This window comes from Bradyrhizobium rifense, from assembly GCF_008123425.1.
GTDB classification, from domain to species: Bacteria; Pseudomonadota; Alphaproteobacteria; order Rhizobiales; family Xanthobacteraceae; genus Bradyrhizobium; species Bradyrhizobium rifense.
In genome coordinates, this window is sequence record NZ_VSSS01000007.1 from 138,231 (window position 1) to 154,674 (window position 16,444).

Sequence of the window (16,444 nt, forward strand, 5' to 3'; positions counted from 1 at the left end):
CATGGCTCATGTCGACATGACGCCAGCCGTGGCCGGCGAGGTGGCAACATCCCCTCGCCGCCGGCCTGTGCTCGGCTCCGTCGAGCATACATTGAAATGGCTGGTGGAGATCCCGGCGGCGATCCTGGTCGTCGCCGAGGTCGTGATCCTGTTTGCCGGCGTGGTCTCGCGCTACGTGCTGCATGCGCCGCTGGTGTGGTCGGACGAGCTGGCCTCGATGCTGTTCCTTTGGCTGGCGATGCTGGGCTCGGCGGTCGCGTTCCGCCGCAGCGAGCACATGCGAATGACGGCGCTGGTCGCGAGCGCCGGCCCAAGGCTCAGGGCCTATCTCGACGTGGTCGCGACCTGCGCAGCGTTGGCGTTCCTGCTGCTGATCGTCCATCCGGCCTATGAATACGCCTACGAAGAGAGTTTCATCACCACGCCGGCGCTGCAGATTTCAAATACTTGGCGCGCAGCGGCATTGCCCGTGGGCATCTGCCTGATGGTGCTGTTTGCGCTGTTGCGGCTGCTCCGCGTCGGCAATCTCAAGACCTTGCTGGCGGCGGCCGCCACGGTCGTCGTCCTGATCGCGCTGTTCTGGTTCGCGCAGCCGCTGCTCAAGCCGCTCGGCAATATCAATCTCATCATCTTCTTCGTCGGCGTGGTCGGCTTCTGCGTGTTCGCCGGCGTTCCGATCGCGTTCGCCTTTGGCCTGGCGATCTTCGGCTATCTGGCGCTGACCACGCGGACGCCGCTGATGGTGCTGGTCGGGCGGATGGACGAGGGCATGAGCCATCTCATCCTGCTCTCGGTGCCGCTGTTCGTGTTCCTGGGGCTCCTGATCGAGATGACCGGCATGGCGCGGGCCATGGTGGCGTTTCTGGCGAGCCTGCTCGGCCATGTCCGCGGCGGGCTGCATTACGTGCTGGTCGGCGCCATGTACCTGGTCTCCGGCATCTCCGGGGCCAAGGCGGCCGACATGGCCGCGGTCGCGCCCGTGCTGTTCCCGGAAATGAAGCAGCGCGGCGCCAAGCCGGGCGATCTCGTCGCCCTGCTTGCGGCCACCGGCGCCCAGACCGAAACCATTCCGCCGAGCCTCGTGCTGATCACCATCGGCTCGGTTACCGGCGTGTCGATCTCCGCGCTGTTCACCGGCGGCCTGTTGCCGGGCGTGGTGCTGGCGCTGACACTGTCGGGGCTGGTGTGGTGGCGCTATCGCGGCGAGGATCTGAGCCACGTCACCCGTGCAACGTCGGGCGAGATCGCGCGCGCCTTCGTGGTGTCCATCCCTGCCCTGGCCCTGCCCTTTGTGATCCGCTACGCCGTGGTCGAAGGCATCGCCACCGCCACCGAAGTCTCGACCATCGGCATCGTCTATGCGCTGATCATCGGGCTCTTGATCTACCGCCAATTCGATTGGCGGCGGCTGCTGCCGATGCTGATCGAGACCGCGTGCCTGTCCGGCGCTATCCTGCTGATCATCGGGACTGCGACCGGCATGGCGTGGGGCCTGACCCAGTCCGGCTTCTCGCGCGCGCTGGCGGCGTCCATGACCGGCCTGCCCGGCGGCTCCGCCACCTTCATCGCCGTCTCGATCCTGGCCTTCGTGGTCCTCGGCAGCGTCCTGGAGGGCATTCCTGCCATCGTACTGTTCGGACCGCTGATGTTTCCGATCGCGCGGCTCGTCGGCGTGCACGAGGTGCACTACGCCATGATCATCATCCTGGCGATGGGTATCGGGCTATTCGCCCCGCCGTTCGGCGTCGGCTATTATGCCGCCTGCGCCATCGGACGCGTCGATCCGGCTGAGGGCATCAGGCCGATCTGGGGTTATCTTCTGGCGCTGCTGGTGGGATTGATCATCGTCGCGGTCTTCCCCTGGATCTCGATCGGATTCCTGTAAAGCGCGGCGTCAAGGAGGGTGTCGATGAGCGATCGGCAGAACCAGTACAATATCGGCCTCGACAAGACCCCCGCCAATTACGTGCCGCTGTCGCCGCTGAGCTTCCTCGCGCGCAGCGCCGCGGTGTATCCGGATCACGTCAGCACGGTCTATGAGGGCCGCGGCTTCACGTGGGCGCAGACGCATGAGCGCTGCAAGCGCTTTGCCTCCTGGCTCGCCGGCAAGGGCATCGGCGTCGGCGATACTGTCGCTGCGATGCTGCCGAACATTCCGGCGATGAACGAGGCGCACTTCGCAGTGCCCATGACGGGTGGCGTGCTCAACGCGCTCAACATCCGCCTCGATGCGTCCTCCATTGCGTTTCAGCTCGACCATGGCGGCGCCAAAATCATTCTGGTCGATCCCGAATTTTCCGGCGTGATCACCGATGCGCTGGCGCAGATGAGCGGGCCCAAGCCGTTCGTGATCGACGTCGACGATGCTGCCTTCAAAGGCGGCAAGCGCATCGGCGAGATCGAATATGAAGCCGCCGTCGCGCAAGGCGATCCGAATTTTGCGGCGATCCCGCCGAAGGATGAGTGGGACGCGATTGCGCTGAGCTACACGTCGGGCACGACGGGCAATCCCAAGGGCGTCGTCACGCATCATCGCGGCGCCTATCTCAACGCCGTCAGCAACATCCTCGCAGGCCAACTCGGCCAGCACCCAGTCTATCTCTGGACGCTGCCGATGTTCCATTGCAACGGCTGGTGCTTTCCCTGGACCCTAGCAGCGGCCGCCGGCATCAACGTCTGCCTGCGCAAGGTAGAGCCGACCAAAATCTTCGAATTGATCAAGCAGCACGGCGTCACCCACATGTGCGGCGCGCCGATCGTCTACAACACGCTGATCAATGCGCCCGATGCGCCGAAGGGCAACGCGGCCCGCCGCGTCGTCGGCCTCATCGCCGGCGCTGCGCCGCCGGTCGCCGTGCTCGAAGGCGCCGAAAGCATCGGCATCAAGCTCACGCATGTCTATGGCCTGACCGAGGTCTACGGCCCCGCCTCCGTCTGCGCCGAGCAGCCCGGCTGGGATGAGCTTCCGCCAGCCGAGCGGGCGCGCATGAAGCGGCGGCAGGGCGTGCCCTACCCGCTCGAGGAAGGCGTCACCGTCATCAATCCGCTGACCATGCAGGAGGTGCCGCGCGACGGCGAGACCATCGGCGAGGTCATGTTCCGCGGCAACATCGTGATGAAGGGCTACCTCAAGAACGAGAAGGCCACAAAGGAAGCCTTCGAGGGCGGCTGGTTTCACACCGGCGACCTCGGCGTGCTCGACGCGCACGGTTACGTCATCATCAAGGACCGCTCCAAGGACATCATCATCTCGGGCGGCGAGAACATTTCCTCCGTCGAGGTCGAAGACATCCTCTACAAGCACCCGGCCGTGCTGTTCGCAGCCGTGGTCGCCAAGCCCGATCCGAAATGGGGCGAAGTGCCCTGCGCCTTCGTCGAATTGAAGGACGGCGCCAGCGCGACGGAAGCCGAGATCATCGCCTTCTGCCGGAGCCAGATGAGTGGCTTCAAGACGCCAAAGGCGATCCTATTCGGGCCGATCCCGAAGACGTCCACGGGCAAGATCCAGAAATTCCTGCTGCGCAACGAGGTGGGCTCGGCGAAGGCGTTTTCGGCTTGAACTGACCGCCTGTCTCACATTCCCGTAGAAGCGCGGATTGACACTGCGTCTCCGCGGCCATCGCGATTCGTCTGAAACGGATTGCGCATGTTTGACGACATCGAGACATCACAGGAAAAGATTGGAAAACGTTAGAGACGCATTTACGTTTCTCTCCCGTCGGATTCGCTGTTTCCACCTGATTCGCCGCGCAGGCAGCGCGGCCGGCGACCGGCGCGGTTGGGGCGCTTCATGCGGTTGGTGTCGTGAGCACAGACGTGTGTGCGCGTCTGGCGCTGCTGCTATTGACGGCCGGATTGCTGCTGCCGCGCGCGGCGGACGCGCAGGTCATGCGTGAGTACGGCGCTTTCGCAGGCTCCGAGAATTTTGGCTATCCCGGTCCGAACGCGCCAAGCGGCGGCTTCGGCAATTTCGGCGGCGGCAATAATTTTGGCGGCAATAATTTTGGAGGGACGGGTGGACCGATGTTCGGTCCGCCACCGCAGGCCCCGGGTTTTGGCGGCGCGCCCTACGGCAATGGAACTGGTGGCAGCCCGGGGATGCAGCCGAACTATGGCTGGAACGCCGAGCCGCCGGGTCTCGCCGGCGCAGGCAGGTTCGGCATGCGGCAGACGTTTGGCGGCGGCTCCGCTGCTTCGTCGCAGACCGAGCCGGCGCAAGCTACGTTCCTGGCGATGACGCAATTCACGCAGACCCTGCTGGATCCAGCCATCGACGGACGCGGCATCGGGCGGCCCGAATTCGACTCGGAGCTCTCGGCCTATGCCGATCTCGGCAACGATCGCACGCATGGCGGCATCGGGCGCGAAGCCTATGAGGCGATCTACGGCAAGCCGTCGCTCGCGGCTCCGCACTGGAGCATCTGGGCCGCAGGCTTCGGCGGCTCGCAGACTGCGACCGATGGCAACGGCTCGTCGGCCCGCAGCTTCGCCACCGCTGTCGGCGCCGACTATTCACTCTCACCGCAGACGCGGATGGGCTTTGCGCTTGCCGGCGGCGGCACCGGCTTTGCCAATAATTTTTCCAGCGGCCGCTCCGACCTGTTCCAGGCCGGCACCTTCGTCAGGCACTCCATCGGCGCGGCCTATGTCGCGACCGCGATGGCCTATGGCTGGCAGGCCATCACCAGCGATCATCAGGTCACGCCGGCCGGCAGCGAACCGCTCTCCCCGGCCGTCAACGCCAACGCCTATTCCGGCCGTATCGAAAGCGGCTATCGGATTGCGACGCCATGGCTCGGCATCACGCCTTATGCCGCCGGGCAGGTCACCATGTTCCGGCTCGCTGCCAGCGCAAGCCAGCCGGCTTACGCAGCCGATCCGTCCGCGACGCCCTCCAGCAGCACCAACAGCTTCACCGACAGCCGCAGCGAGCTTGGCCTGCGCACGAGCACGTCCTTCGTGCTCGCTGGCGGCCTGTTCGATCTGCGAGGACGTCTGGCCTGGGCCCATAATTTCAGCGCGACACAGTCGATGCCTGCGGTGTTTCAGGTGATCTCCGGCCAGGGATCGAGCCAAGGATCCGGCCAGGGCTTTGTGATCGGAACCACGGCGCTTGCGCCGAACTCGGCATTGACCGGCGTAGCCCTCGAGCTGCGCGGCATGAACGGATGGTCGGCGAGCGCGAATTTCGACAGCGAGGTTTCGAGCCTGGTGCGCGCCTATACCGGGAAGGCCGTGGTCCGCTACGCCTGGTAAAGGTTAGTTCGTCTCCAGCCGCAGGCCGTCATAGGCCGGCACCACGCCCGCAGGCAGCTTCTGCCGGATCACCTCGTAATCGACGTCGGCCGTCATGTTGGTGATGACGGCACGCTTCGGCTTGAAGCGCTCGATCCAGGACAGCGCGTCGTTGATGCTGAAATGGCTGACATGCGGGGTGTAGCGCAGGCCATCGACGATCCAGAGATCGAGGTTTTCCAGGGCGCCAAAACTCTCGGGCGGGATGTCGTTGAGGTCGGGCGTGTAGGCGGCGTTGCCGATGCGATAGCCGAGCGCGGGAATGTTGCCGTGCTGGACCAAGAAGGCGGTCATCGTCACGTCACCGCCCTTGCCGCTGATGATCTGGCTCCCGCCCGCCTCGATCGAATGCCGGTTGAGGATCGGCGGATAGTCGCTGCCCTCCGGCGAGATGAAGCAATAAGAGAACCGCGCCATGATGTCCTTGGCGGTCGACTGGTTGAAATAGACCGGAATGCGCTTGCGCATGTGGATCACGACCGAGCGCAGATCGTCCATGCCGTGGGTCTGGTCGGCATGCTCGTGCGTCAGGAACACCGCGTCGATGTGGTCGACATTGGTCGAGATCAACTGCTCTCGCAGGTCCGGCGACGTGTCGATCACGATACGCGTAGTGCCGTGGTTGGAGGTCTTTTCGACCAGCAGCGAGCAACGGCGGCGGCGGTTCTTGGGATTGTTGGGGTCGCAGGCGCCCCAGCCAAGGGCCGGGCGCGGCACGCCGGCGGAGGAGCCGGAACCCAGGATCGTCAGCGTCAGCGTCATACGGCTCAGAACCTCAAGCTTTCACCTTGGAGAACAGGCGGAAGAAGTTTTCGGTGGTCTGGCGTGAGATCTCTTCGAGCGACACGCCGCGCGTCTCGGCCAGCACCTTGGCAACCTCGACCACATAGGCCGGCTCGTTGCGTTTGCCCCGGAACTTGCCCGGCGCAAGGTAGGGCGAATCTGTTTCAACCAGAATACGGTCAGGCGGCAGTTCGGCCGCGAGCGCGCGCAAGCTGTCCGACTTCTTGAAGGTCAGGATGCCCGTGAAGCCGATATAGAGCCCGAGCGACACCGCCTTCAGCGCCAGCTCGCGCCCGCCGGTGTAGCAATGCAGCACAGCACGAAACGATCCGCGTGCCGCCTCCTCTTCCAGGATGCGCGCGCAATCCTCATCCGCCTCGCGAGTGTGGATCACCAGCGGCAGGCCGGTGGCGCGGGCCGCGGCAATGTGGGCACGAAAGCCCCTCGCCTGCGCCTCCGGCGAACCGTCATCGTAGAAATAGTCGAGCCCGGCTTCGCCGAGCGCGACCACCTTCGGATGCTGCGTCAGCGCGATCAACTCGTCCGGCGAAATGCCGTCTTCCTCAACCGCATTGTGCGGATGAGTGCCGACCGAGCAATAGACGTCGTCGTAACGCCCGGCGATGGCGAGAAGCTGATCGAGCTTTCGCACCCGCGTCGAGATCGTGACCATGCGGCCGATCCCGGCCGCGCGGGCACGCGACACGATCCCGTCGAGATCCTCCGCAAAGTCCGGAAAATCCAGATGGCAGTGACTGTCGACCAGCATCGTTCGAACGCCTCAGGCCGCCGGCTCGATGTAGCGCGGGAACGCCGGCGTCGGCGCTGGCAGCGTCGAACCAGCAGCAATCCGCTTGTCGCCGCCGAGCGCCGCAAAATCGCGCTCGCCCGCGGGGATGCCGAGGCTGTCGAGCAGCAAGCCTGATGCGGTCGGCATCGCCGGCTGGGCCAGGATCGCGATCTGGCGCACGACGTCGGCGGTGACGTACAGCACCGTCTTCTGTCGCGCAGGATCGGTCTTGGCCAGCGCCCACGGCGCCTCGCCCGCGAAATAGCGGTTGGCCTCCGCAACCACGGCCCACACGGCGTTGAGCCAGTGATGGATCTGCTGCGTCGCCATGGCTTCGCGCGACGCGGCGATCATGCCGTCGGCCATCGCCAAAATCGCCTTGTCGTTGTCGCTGAACGCGCCGGGCTCGGGCAGCACGCCGCCGAGCTGTTTGGCGATCATCGACAGCGAGCGCTGCGCGAGGTTGCCGAGGTCGTTGGCGAGATCGGCATTGATGCGCGCGACGATGGCCTCGTGGTTGTAGTTGCCGTCCTGGCCGTACGAGACCTCGCGCAGGAAGAAATAACGCATCTGGTCGACGCCATACTGGTCGGCAAGATTGAAGGGATCGACGACATTGCCGACCGACTTCGACATCTTCTCGCCCCTGTTGAACAGGAAGCCGTGGGCATAGACCCGCTTCGGCAGCGCAATGCCGGCTGACATCAGGAATGCGGGCCAGTAGACCGCGTGGAAGCGGATGATGTCCTTGCCGATGATATGCACGTCGGCCGGCCAGTAGCGCCAGTTCGTGTCGCTCTCGTCGGGGAAGCCGACACCGGTGATGTAGTTGGTGAGCGCGTCGACCCAGACATACATCACGTGATCTTCGTCGCCGGGCACTTTCACGCCCCAGTCGAAGGTGGTGCGCGAGATCGAGAGATCGCGCAGGCCGCCTCGTACGAAACTCACCACCTCGTTCTTGCGCGAGTCCGGGCCGATGAATTCAGGATGGTCTTCGTAGAGCTTCAGAAGCTTGTCCTGATAGGCCGAGAGGCGGAAGAAATAGCTCTTCTCCTCGACCCATTCGACCGGCGTGCCCTGCGGGCCGAGGCGCACACCGTCGTCGTTCAGGCGTGTCTCGTCCTCGGCGTAATAGGCTTCGTCACGCACCGAGTACCAGCCGGCATAGGTGTCGGGGTAGATGTCGCCGTTCGCTTCCATACGCCGCCAGATCTCCTGGCTGGAGCGATGGTGCTGCTCTTCGGTGGTGCGGATGAAGCGGTCGAACGACACGTTCAGGCGCTGGTCCATCTCCCTGAAGCGATTGGCGTTGCGAGTGGCCAGTGCGGACGGGGTCAAGCCCTCGCTCTGCGCGGTCTGGACCATCTTCTGGCCGTGCTCGTCGGTGCCGGTCAGGAAGAACACGTCCTTGCCGTCGAGCCGCGCGAAGCGCGCCAGCACGTCGGCCGAGATCGCCTCATAGGCGTGGCCGATATGTGGGCTGCCATTGGGATAGGCGATGGCGGTCGAGATGTAGAACACGTTGTCGCGCGCGGGCGCTGTTACGGGCGCCGCCGGCTTCGGGGCGACCACTGGCTTCGGCGCAGGCGGCGCCTTGGGTTTCGACACTTTGGGCTTCACAGCCTTCGGCGGAGCGACGAGAGGGGCCGGCGCGGCGATCACGACGCGCGCGGTCACCCTCGCCTTCTTGGCCGCCTTCTTCACCGGAGCCTTTTTAGCGGAAACTTGGACTGGCTTTTTGGCAGCCGCTTTCTTGGAGGCCTTCTTGACGACCTGCTTCTTCGCAGCCTTCTTGCCGGCCTTCTTCGCAGCGCTCTTCTTCACGCCTTTCTTGGCGGCAGCCTTCTTGGTCGTCTTGACCTTCTTGGCAGCCTTGCGCGCGAGCGCCTTCACGGCCTTCGTCGCGGCTTTCTTGGCAGCCTTCTTCTTGCTGCTCTTGCCCTTGGCGGTTTTCTTAGCTCGTGTTGCCACGATGAATTCCTTTACCGGCTTCTCGAAATTTGGAAACTGCGCCTAGCGCGTTGCGTCCGCCAGCCAGCCGAACACCGAGAAAACCAAGGGCTTTCGCTCCAGATTGTAGGTTTCGGTGTCGCGCGCGGCGCGGATGATCTTTTCCCATACCTCAGCTAGGCGCGCAAGGCGCGGCAGGTTCTGGTTGGCATTGGCCTCGTCGGAATGGAGGCTCTCCGCGATCCAGCGATCGATGCCGTCGATGAAGGCCGCAAGCGCGACGCGGTCGCTGGTGCCAAGCGATTCGCCGAGCGTGTGCAATTCGCGCGGATCGACTTGGGGCAGACGTGCCAGCAGCGCCGCCGTGCGCTGCTGGAGTTTGAGCGCATCGCCGCCGAGCAGAGTCAGTGCCCGTGCGACGCTGCCCTCGGAGGCCTCCGCCGCCTCGCGCAGCGCCAGATCGGTCGGAGCGAGGTCGGCGGCCGTGGCGGCTGCGGCAATCACCTCGTCGGTCGTGAGCGACCGCAAGCGCAGCTTGCGGCAACGCGACTGGATCGTGGCGAGCACGCGCGCCGGCGCGTGGCTCACCAGCAGGAACAGCGATTGCTGCGGCGGTTCCTCGAGGATTTTCAGCAGCGCGTTCGCCGCGTTGGGATTGAGCTCGTCGACGGTGTCCACGATGCACACGCGCCAACCTTCGGCGGCCGCGGTCGAGCCGAAGAACGAGATGGTCTCGCGGGTCTCGTCGACGGTGATGACTGTCCGCATCACGCCACGGTCGTTGGCGGTGCGCTCCAGCGTCAGCAAGCCGCCATGCGAGCTTGCCGCCACCTGCCGCGCCACGGCGTGCTCAGGATCGATCGCGAGGTCCTCGGCGCCCTGCACGGCGGACGACAGCGGCTGGCCGTGGGCGAGCACGAACCGCGCCATGCGATAGGCCAGTGTCGCCTTGCCGATCCCCTGCGGCCCGCCGATCAGCCAGGCGTGCGGGATGCGCCCGCTGCGGTAGGCGGCGAGCAGCGCGGTCTCGGCCTCGCGATGGCCGAACAGAAGGCTTGTCTCGCGCGGATGCGGAATGGCGGATTCACGCTCGACCTGACGCGGGCTCATGCTGAGACCACCGATGCGGGTGTCGGCAGGAGACGATCGCGCAGCGCGGTCCAGACGCGCCCTGCAACCGTATCAGGATCGGAATTGGCGTCGATCAGCACGCAGCGCGCAGGCTCGTCCGCCGCGATCTTGCTGTAGGCCTCGCGCAGGCCCTGATGGAAGGCGAGCTTCTCGCCCTCGAACCTGTCGGGCGTGCCGCTGCCGCGCCGCGCCGCCGCGCGTGCCAAGCCGATCTCGACCGGCAGATCGAGAATGATAGTGAGGTCCGGCTTGAGATCGCCGATCGTGACCCGCTGCATAGCATTGATCAAACCGGCGGGCACGCTGCCGAGGCTGCCCTGATAGGCCCGCGTCGAGTCGGCGAAGCGGTCGCAGAGGACCCAAATGCCCTGCTTGAGCGCTGGCTCGATCACGGTGCGGACATGGTCGTCGCGCGCGGCCGCAAACAGCAGCGCCTCGGCATCGGGGCCGAGCAGCTTGCCCATGCCCGACAGCACCAGATGGCGCATGATCTCGGCGCCCGGCGAGCCACCGGGCTCGCGCGTGACGAGGGTCCGAAGCCTGGCCGCCCCGAGGCGGTCGGCAAGCCTCTTGATCTGGGTCGACTTGCCCGTCCCCTCACCGCCTTCAAAGGTGATGAAACGTCCGCGCCCGGACGGGCGCTGTCCCGTGGTCTCACTCATGATCAGAGCTTCTCGGCGCCTGCGCGGAACATGCCGATCACGAGCTCGCTGGCGCCGTCGATCGCGCGCCGGACGGTCGAGCCGGTGCTGATCGCCTCGGCCGCATAGACGGGCGTCTCCACCGCGATGTTGCCGCTGCGCCAGACCTTGACCACGCCGACCTGCTGGCCGGCCTGGACCGGTGCGCGCACCGGGCCGTTATAGACGACGCGCGCGATCAGCTTGTCGCCGCCGCTCTTGTGCACCATCACCTTCACCGGCTCTTTCGCAACGAGCTTCACCGAGCGGCTCTCGCCGCCAAACACCTTGGCATAGCCGACCTGCTGGTCGGCCGCGATCAGCGTGCGGGTCTCGAAATTGCGAAAGCCCCATTCCAGCATCTTCTTGGCTTCGGTGGCGCGGTCCTCGATGTCCTCAAGCCCGTTGACGACGACGATCAATCGCGTGCCGTTCTGCACGGCCGAACCGACCATGCCGTAGCCGCCTTCCTTGGTGTAGCCGGTCTTCAGTCCGTCGGCGCCTTCCATCGAATTGAGCAGCGGATTGCGGTTGGGCTGGCGGATCTTGTTCCAGGTGAACTCCTTCTCGCCGAACAGTTTGTAGAATTCGGGGAAGTCCAGGATGATGTGCCGGGCGAGCATGCCGAGCTCGCGCACCGTCATCTTGTTGCCGGGGTCCGGCAAACCGTTGGAGTTGGCGAAGGTCGATTTGGCCATGCCGAGCTCGCGGGCGCGCTTGGTCATGAAATCGGATGCAAATATCCGCTCGTTGCCGGCGATGCCTTCGGCGAGCGCGATGCAGGCGTCGTTGCCGCTCTGGATGATCGCGCCATGCAGGAGGTCGTCGACCGAGACCTTGCTGTTGATGGCCGCAAACATGGTCGAGCCGCCGGAGGGCGCGCCGCCCTTGCGCCAGGCGTTCTCGCTGATCCGGTATTCGTCGGTCAGCTTGACGTCGCCCTTCTTGATCGCGTTGAATACGACTTCGGCGGTCACGAGCTTCATCATGCTGGAGGGCGCGCGCAGCTCGTCGGCGTTCTTCTCGAACAGCACGCTGCCGCTGGAGGCCTCGATCAGGATCGCGGTGGGGGCGTCGCCGTCGAAGCCGGAATCCTCGGTCTTCTTGGCGCCCTGAACGCTCTGGTTGGCGGCGTAGAGCACCCCGCCCCAGCCGAGGCTCACTGCAATAGTCGCTGCGACCAGCCCGCGCGCCAATGCTCCGGCCGTGAATCCGGTATGACGGAGCGGGATGAGACGAAATGCCATGGCGAAGCCCTGAGAGCGGCGTTCTAACAGTTGGAACCGGTGCGAACAACACGAGGATCGGTGCTGCCCCCGAGATTGCACGATTCTCATCGCGTCCCTATCGTGGCACCTCATGTTTCCTGACCAAACCCCTGAAACAAGGCGGAAAAGCGATGTCCACCACCCGCGTGATCAAGGCCAATGGGATCGACCTCTTCATCCGCGAGGCCGGCCAGGGGCCGCTGGTGGTGCTGTGCCATGGCTGGCCTGAACTATCCTATTCCTGGCGGCACCAGATCCCGGCGCTCGCGGCCGCCGGCTATCACGTCGTGGCCCCCGACATGCGCGGCTACGGTCAGAGTGCGGCGCCGCCTGACGCGGCCGCCTATTCGATCTTCGATCTCGTCGGCGACGTCGTCGGCCTGGTGAAGGCGCTCGGCGCGACCAAGGCGATGGTGGTCGGCCACGACTGGGGCGCACCGGTCGCCTGGCACGCGGCGCTGTTCCGCCCAGATATCTTTACGGCCGTTGGGGGCCTGAGCGTGCCGCCGCCGTTCCGCGGACGCGGCAAGCCGCTCGAGCTGTTACGCCAGGGCGGCATCACCAATTTCTACTGGCAGTACTTTCAGGCGCCCGGCGTCGCGGAGGCCGAGTTCGAGCATGACGTCGCCCGCACCATGCGCGTCGTGCTCGGCGGCCGCGGACTTGCCGATCCGAACGCCGCGATGTTCGTGCAGGAGGGCAACGGCTTTCTCGGCCGTGCCAGCGCCGAGGAGCCACTGCCGGCGTGGCTGAGCGAGGACGATCTCGCTTATTTCACCGAAGCTTTCCGCAAGTCGGGCTTCCGCGGCGGGCTGAACTGGTATCGCAACCTCGACCGCAATTGGGAGCTGACCGCGCCCTGGCAGGACGCGCAGATCGACCAGCCCTCCCTCTTCATCGCCGGCGCGCAGGACGCAGTCATCACCGGCCTGATCGGCGCCAAGCGCATCAACGAGCTGGAGCGGGTGCTGCCCAATCTGACGCGAAAACTGATCATCGATGGCGCCGGCCATTGGGTGCAGCAGGAGCGGCCGGACGAGGTCAACGCCGCGCTGATCAAGTTCCTGCGTGAGGCGGCTTCGCGCTAATGTGCGGCGGTCAGTACAGGCCGCGGCCGGTCAGGATGCTGCGGGCTTCGGCTGCGCCGCCATCGGAAGCCGCAGGACCGCTCTCGGCGGCATAGCGTCCGTCCTCGTCATAGGACACCTGGCGCGCATTCTGGAGCGCCCGGCCCCGGCTGCGGCTCGAGGCCGACATCTCCGAGGTCGCGTTGAGGGAGGCAACGTCGGCCGAGGTGTTGCCGAGGCTGTACGGCCGCCCCTCCGGCATCGGGACTTCGCCACGGATGGCGCCGCGGCTCGACGACAGCTCCGGCACGAACGGCCGGGCCGAGGCGACGCGGACCATCGAGGGCGACGGCGCCGGAACACCGGTGCGTAAGGTCGCCATCAGCTGGCGGTCGTCGGAGCCTTCGAGCGGCGCGCGGCCGACATATTCGACGCGAACCCTGGCGACGCCATTGCCTTTGAATTCAAGCAGTTCGGCAGCCTTGTTCGAGACGTCGATGAGGCGGTTGCCGTGATAGGGGCCGCGGTCATTGACGCGGACGATCAGCGACATGCCGTTCGACAAATTGGTGACCCGTGCATAGCATGGCATCGGCAGGGTTGGATGCGCCGCCGTCAGCGAGCCCATGTCGAACACTTCGCCATTGGCGGTCTGGCGGCCATGGAAATCGTCGCCGTACCAGGACGCCATGCCCTCGGCGCGGTAGTTGACGTCCTCCTCCGGCACGTAGGTCCGGCCCGCGACCACATAGGGCTTGCCGATGCGATAGGTGCCGCCGCCCTTGGGGACGGGATCGCCCCAGGCCACGACTCGCGGGCTCGAGGACACGCCGTATTTGGGATCGACCCGGCTGGCGAACTTGTTGGACGAGGCGCAATTGGCGAGCGCTAGGCAGGTGGCGACCGCCGCAACGCACCGCGCGGCCCGCACCACCGAATCTGACCGACCGATCCCCATTCGCCCCAAATACCATTTCGCCGGAGGCTGACCTAACCCGCTTGCCTACGGGGAGTGCCTTCCGGGCCACAAGCTCCGAGGCGGCCCACCACCGTCTCAGAGGCGGTAACGATAACGCAACCCGAACACGGCGGAAATGGGGAGCCCACAGCGTTCGCGCCGGGATGGTAAACAGGACGTTTGGCATTCTCCGTTGATCTACGGAGCGCGAGGGCCTCGCGACCGCCTTCTCTGTGCCAGTCCTGCACAAGCTGTTGCGCCAAAAGCTCACTCCACCCCCATTGTCGCCGGCCTCACCGGAATTCTTTTGACTGTGCAAGGCCGCCCGCGTTTTCTCAGCTGCAGGGGCGGGATTGGAATTTAACGATGATCGAGACGGTTTCGGCACTGATGGGTTTGGTAAGCGCAGGGATCTTTCTGGCCCATGCGTTTGAAGGCTACCGCTCGAGGGCCTGACGGCACTCGCGCGGGCGACATTGCATCACCTCTTCACGGCGGCAGGTTCGGATAATTTTAATCAATCCGGTCGAGCATCGAAGACGAGAGCAGCAGGTGTCCCATGCGCAAACATGACTTCGTATCCGACGGCTTTCTGGCACTGACCGCAGGCGGTCTGGTCCTGCTCTGCTCGAGCCTCGTCGCCCTGGCCTTCGGCTAATCCTCAACCGGCATTTTCGAATTTTCCGACCGCTGCGCTACTGCGACGCGGCATGCGTATTGATCCGGGATTGCCCCGCTCCCGTTTAGTTGATTGAATTTTCGCGTCGGCGCCTCGACTCATTTTCACGAGGCCATCACCAACGAGGGTGACGCACATGCTAGCCGAGAAATTCTTCCTGGTCCTGGAATCGCTGATCCGCGGCGGCCGGACCTATCCCGACGGAAGCCCCCGGGTCATCAGCACCTCCCCGCACGTCCCGGTGAAGCTGCCCAACCAGAGCTAGCTCACGCGCGCGCCGCTCAGCGCAGGCCCAGCGGCGATCTGCGATAGAGGCTGCCGCGCGCTTCGGTCTGGCAGACGAAGCTGCCATCGAATCCCTGGCCATAGAGCTTCTGGCCCTTGCGGTAGTAGACGCCCTTCCTGAAATCCAGCCACACCACCTTGTCGCCGGGGCAATGACGCTGGGCCTGCGCCTCGTAGCGGAACGGCGTCAGCGGTGTCGCCGACACCTCGGCCGTGCCGGCCTCCAGCATCGTTGCCGCCGCGATCACCATCTTCCCGAGCACCGAGCCAAAGCTGCGAGACATCCGCGAGCCTCCTGATCCAGGTCGCACGATAGCACGGCCACGTCTTCCGCCAGCCATCTGGCCGGGTTACAGGATAGCCAGATCATCCAGATGGGTGGACGTTGAATGTCGGCAGAACCTGAAACCACGACCCGCCCCCGCCCGCCCTCGCCGCGGCTCGGCCTGTTGCCGATGATCATCTTCGGTTCGCGCTGGCTGCAGCTGCCGCTCTATCTCGGGCTGATCGTGGCGCAATGCGTCTACATCGTGCTGTTCCTGAAAGAACTCTGGCACCTCACCTCGCACGCGCTCGACTTCACCGAGCAGGAGATCATGATGAGCGTGCTGGCGCTGATCGACGTCGTGATGATCTCCAACCTGCTGGTGATGGTGATCGTCGGCGGCTACGAGACCTTCGTGTCGCGACTCGACCTCCAGGGCCATCCCGACGAGCCGGAATGGCTCGGCCACGTCAACGCCAGCGTGCTCAAGATAAAGCTCGCAATGGCGATCATCGGCATCTCCTCGATCGCGCTGCTGCGCACCTTCATCGAGGCCGGCAATCTCGGCTCGAGCCGCGCCACCTTCACCGAGAACGGCGTGATGTGGCAGGTGCTGATCCACATCACCTTCGTGGTCTCGGCGATCGGGATCGTCTTCGTCGACAAGTTCAGCGACGCCACCGCGCGCAAGCAGGCCGAGTAATCAATCGCCAGCTTTGCTCGCTGCGGCTGCGAGCTGCGCCAGCGCCTGGTGCAGGCATTCCTGCAGCTTCTGCGCAACCCGCTCGCGCGAAATCCCCTTCGCTGCGAGATCGCCCGACACCTTGCTCAGGGTCTCGTCCATCGTCTGGTTGGCCAGATTGTCCGTGACCAGCGCCGTCGCGTAAGCGGCCGCCGCATCGCCGCCGAGTCCGAGCTGTCCTGCGGCCCACAGTCCGAGCAGCTTGTTGGACCGGGCCGCGGCCTTGAACATGAGCTCCTCGTCGTGGGCGAATTTGGCCTCGAAGCCCTGCTCGCGCTTGTCGAACGTGGTCATGGTCAGCTCCATTTGCGTTGCGCTGGTGGGATCTGGACTGGGAGCGGATGTCTCGGTCGTTCTCGTCAATTGAGGATGATTTGAATCTTCCGACCGAAGGCGCACGCCGTCAAGCCGCCGGTCGGCCCCTGGCGGCGACAGCGTCAGGCCGGACCGGCGCATGGCAAGCCTGCAACGACGACCGCGCGCCCGCAGTACTGAACCGGGGGCGCGCGGCGATAAGGGTTTAGGGGTTAGCACTACTTTGGCAGATT

At 65.1% G+C, this 16,444-nt stretch carries 15 protein-coding genes; 6 read left to right on the forward strand and 9 right to left on the reverse strand.

Annotated elements, in window-relative coordinates:
* Position 1: 1 nt before the first annotated feature.
* From FXB40_RS03025 to FXB40_RS03035, 3 genes are all read left to right on the forward strand, one after another.
* A complete protein-coding gene (locus FXB40_RS03025) occupies positions 2 to 1,885 on the forward strand; it encodes a TRAP transporter large permease (RefSeq protein ID WP_148770729.1) in 1,884 nt (627 codons plus the stop codon).
* Between the two features lie 24 nt (positions 1,886 to 1,909).
* A complete protein-coding gene (locus FXB40_RS03030) occupies positions 1,910 to 3,559 on the forward strand; it encodes an acyl-CoA synthetase (protein WP_187436626.1) in 1,650 nt (549 codons plus the stop codon).
* Between the two features lie 245 nt (positions 3,560 to 3,804).
* Positions 3,805 to 5,256, forward strand: coding sequence for an autotransporter outer membrane beta-barrel domain-containing protein (locus tag FXB40_RS03035; protein WP_148770731.1), 1,452 nt, complete (start codon positions 3,805 to 3,807; stop codon positions 5,254 to 5,256).
* A gap of 3 nt (positions 5,257 to 5,259) precedes the next feature.
* Here FXB40_RS03035 and FXB40_RS03040 read toward each other — a convergent pair whose 3' ends face one another.
* From FXB40_RS03040 to FXB40_RS03065, 6 genes are read right to left on the reverse strand one after another with little or no spacing between them, the layout of a single operon-like run.
* The gene (locus tag FXB40_RS03040) at positions 5,260 to 6,057 is read right to left on the reverse strand and encodes an MBL fold metallo-hydrolase (protein ID WP_148770732.1); all 798 of its coding nucleotides are present in this window, start codon (positions 6,055 to 6,057) and stop codon (positions 5,260 to 5,262) included.
* A 13-nt stretch (positions 6,058 to 6,070) separates the two neighbouring features.
* Positions 6,071 to 6,847, reverse strand: coding sequence for a TatD family hydrolase (locus FXB40_RS03045; protein WP_148770733.1), 777 nt, complete (start codon positions 6,845 to 6,847; stop codon positions 6,071 to 6,073).
* A 12-nt stretch (positions 6,848 to 6,859) separates the two neighbouring features.
* Positions 6,860 to 8,842 carry a methionine--tRNA ligase gene (metG, locus tag FXB40_RS03050; RefSeq protein ID WP_148770734.1) on the reverse strand — a complete coding sequence of 661 codons (1,983 nt, stop codon included), beginning with the start codon at positions 8,840 to 8,842 and terminating at the stop codon, positions 6,860 to 6,862.
* A 42-nt stretch (positions 8,843 to 8,884) separates the two neighbouring features.
* Positions 8,885 to 9,931 (reverse strand): DNA polymerase III subunit delta', encoded by a 1,047-nt coding sequence (locus tag FXB40_RS03055; RefSeq protein ID WP_148770735.1) that lies wholly within the window; start codon positions 9,929 to 9,931, stop codon positions 8,885 to 8,887.
* Positions 9,928 to 10,614 (reverse strand): dTMP kinase, encoded by a 687-nt coding sequence (gene tmk / locus FXB40_RS03060; protein ID WP_148770736.1) that lies wholly within the window; start codon positions 10,612 to 10,614, stop codon positions 9,928 to 9,930. The genes FXB40_RS03055 and tmk overlap by 4 nt, the downstream gene beginning before the upstream one ends.
* 2 nt (positions 10,615 to 10,616) lie before the next feature.
* On the reverse strand, positions 10,617 to 11,879 hold the full coding sequence (locus tag FXB40_RS03065) for a D-alanyl-D-alanine carboxypeptidase family protein (RefSeq protein ID WP_187436627.1): 1,263 nt from the start codon (positions 11,877 to 11,879) through the stop codon (positions 10,617 to 10,619).
* A 152-nt stretch (positions 11,880 to 12,031) separates the two neighbouring features.
* On the opposite strand from FXB40_RS03065, the gene FXB40_RS03070 reads away from it, so the two are divergent.
* The gene (locus tag FXB40_RS03070; protein WP_148770738.1) at positions 12,032 to 12,988 is read left to right on the forward strand and encodes an alpha/beta fold hydrolase; all 957 of its coding nucleotides are present in this window, start codon (positions 12,032 to 12,034) and stop codon (positions 12,986 to 12,988) included.
* Positions 12,989 to 12,998: 10 nt separating this feature from the next.
* Here the strand turns inward: FXB40_RS03070 and FXB40_RS03075 are convergent, their stop codons facing one another.
* Complete coding sequence (locus FXB40_RS03075; protein WP_148770739.1) at positions 12,999 to 13,925, reverse strand: septal ring lytic transglycosylase RlpA family protein; 927 nt, start codon at positions 13,923 to 13,925, stop codon at positions 12,999 to 13,001.
* Positions 13,926 to 14,740: 815 nt separating this feature from the next.
* Between FXB40_RS03075 and FXB40_RS49810 the strand changes: the two genes are divergently transcribed.
* The gene (locus tag FXB40_RS49810; RefSeq protein ID WP_283812866.1) at positions 14,741 to 14,869 is read left to right on the forward strand and encodes a hypothetical protein; all 129 of its coding nucleotides are present in this window, start codon (positions 14,741 to 14,743) and stop codon (positions 14,867 to 14,869) included.
* A gap of 16 nt (positions 14,870 to 14,885) precedes the next feature.
* On the opposite strand, the gene FXB40_RS03085 is transcribed toward FXB40_RS49810, so the two are convergent.
* Complete coding sequence (locus tag FXB40_RS03085; RefSeq protein WP_148770740.1) at positions 14,886 to 15,173, reverse strand: hypothetical protein; 288 nt, start codon at positions 15,171 to 15,173, stop codon at positions 14,886 to 14,888.
* Between the two features lie 105 nt (positions 15,174 to 15,278).
* On the opposite strand from FXB40_RS03085, the gene FXB40_RS03090 reads away from it, so the two are divergent.
* Complete coding sequence (locus FXB40_RS03090) at positions 15,279 to 15,857, forward strand: TIGR00645 family protein (protein ID WP_148770741.1); 579 nt, start codon at positions 15,279 to 15,281, stop codon at positions 15,855 to 15,857.
* On the opposite strand, the gene FXB40_RS03095 is transcribed toward FXB40_RS03090, so the two are convergent.
* Entirely contained in the window at positions 15,858 to 16,190 is a 333-nt protein-coding gene (locus tag FXB40_RS03095; RefSeq protein WP_187436628.1) for a DUF1476 domain-containing protein, read from the reverse strand.
* Positions 16,191 to 16,444 lie beyond the last annotated feature (254 nt).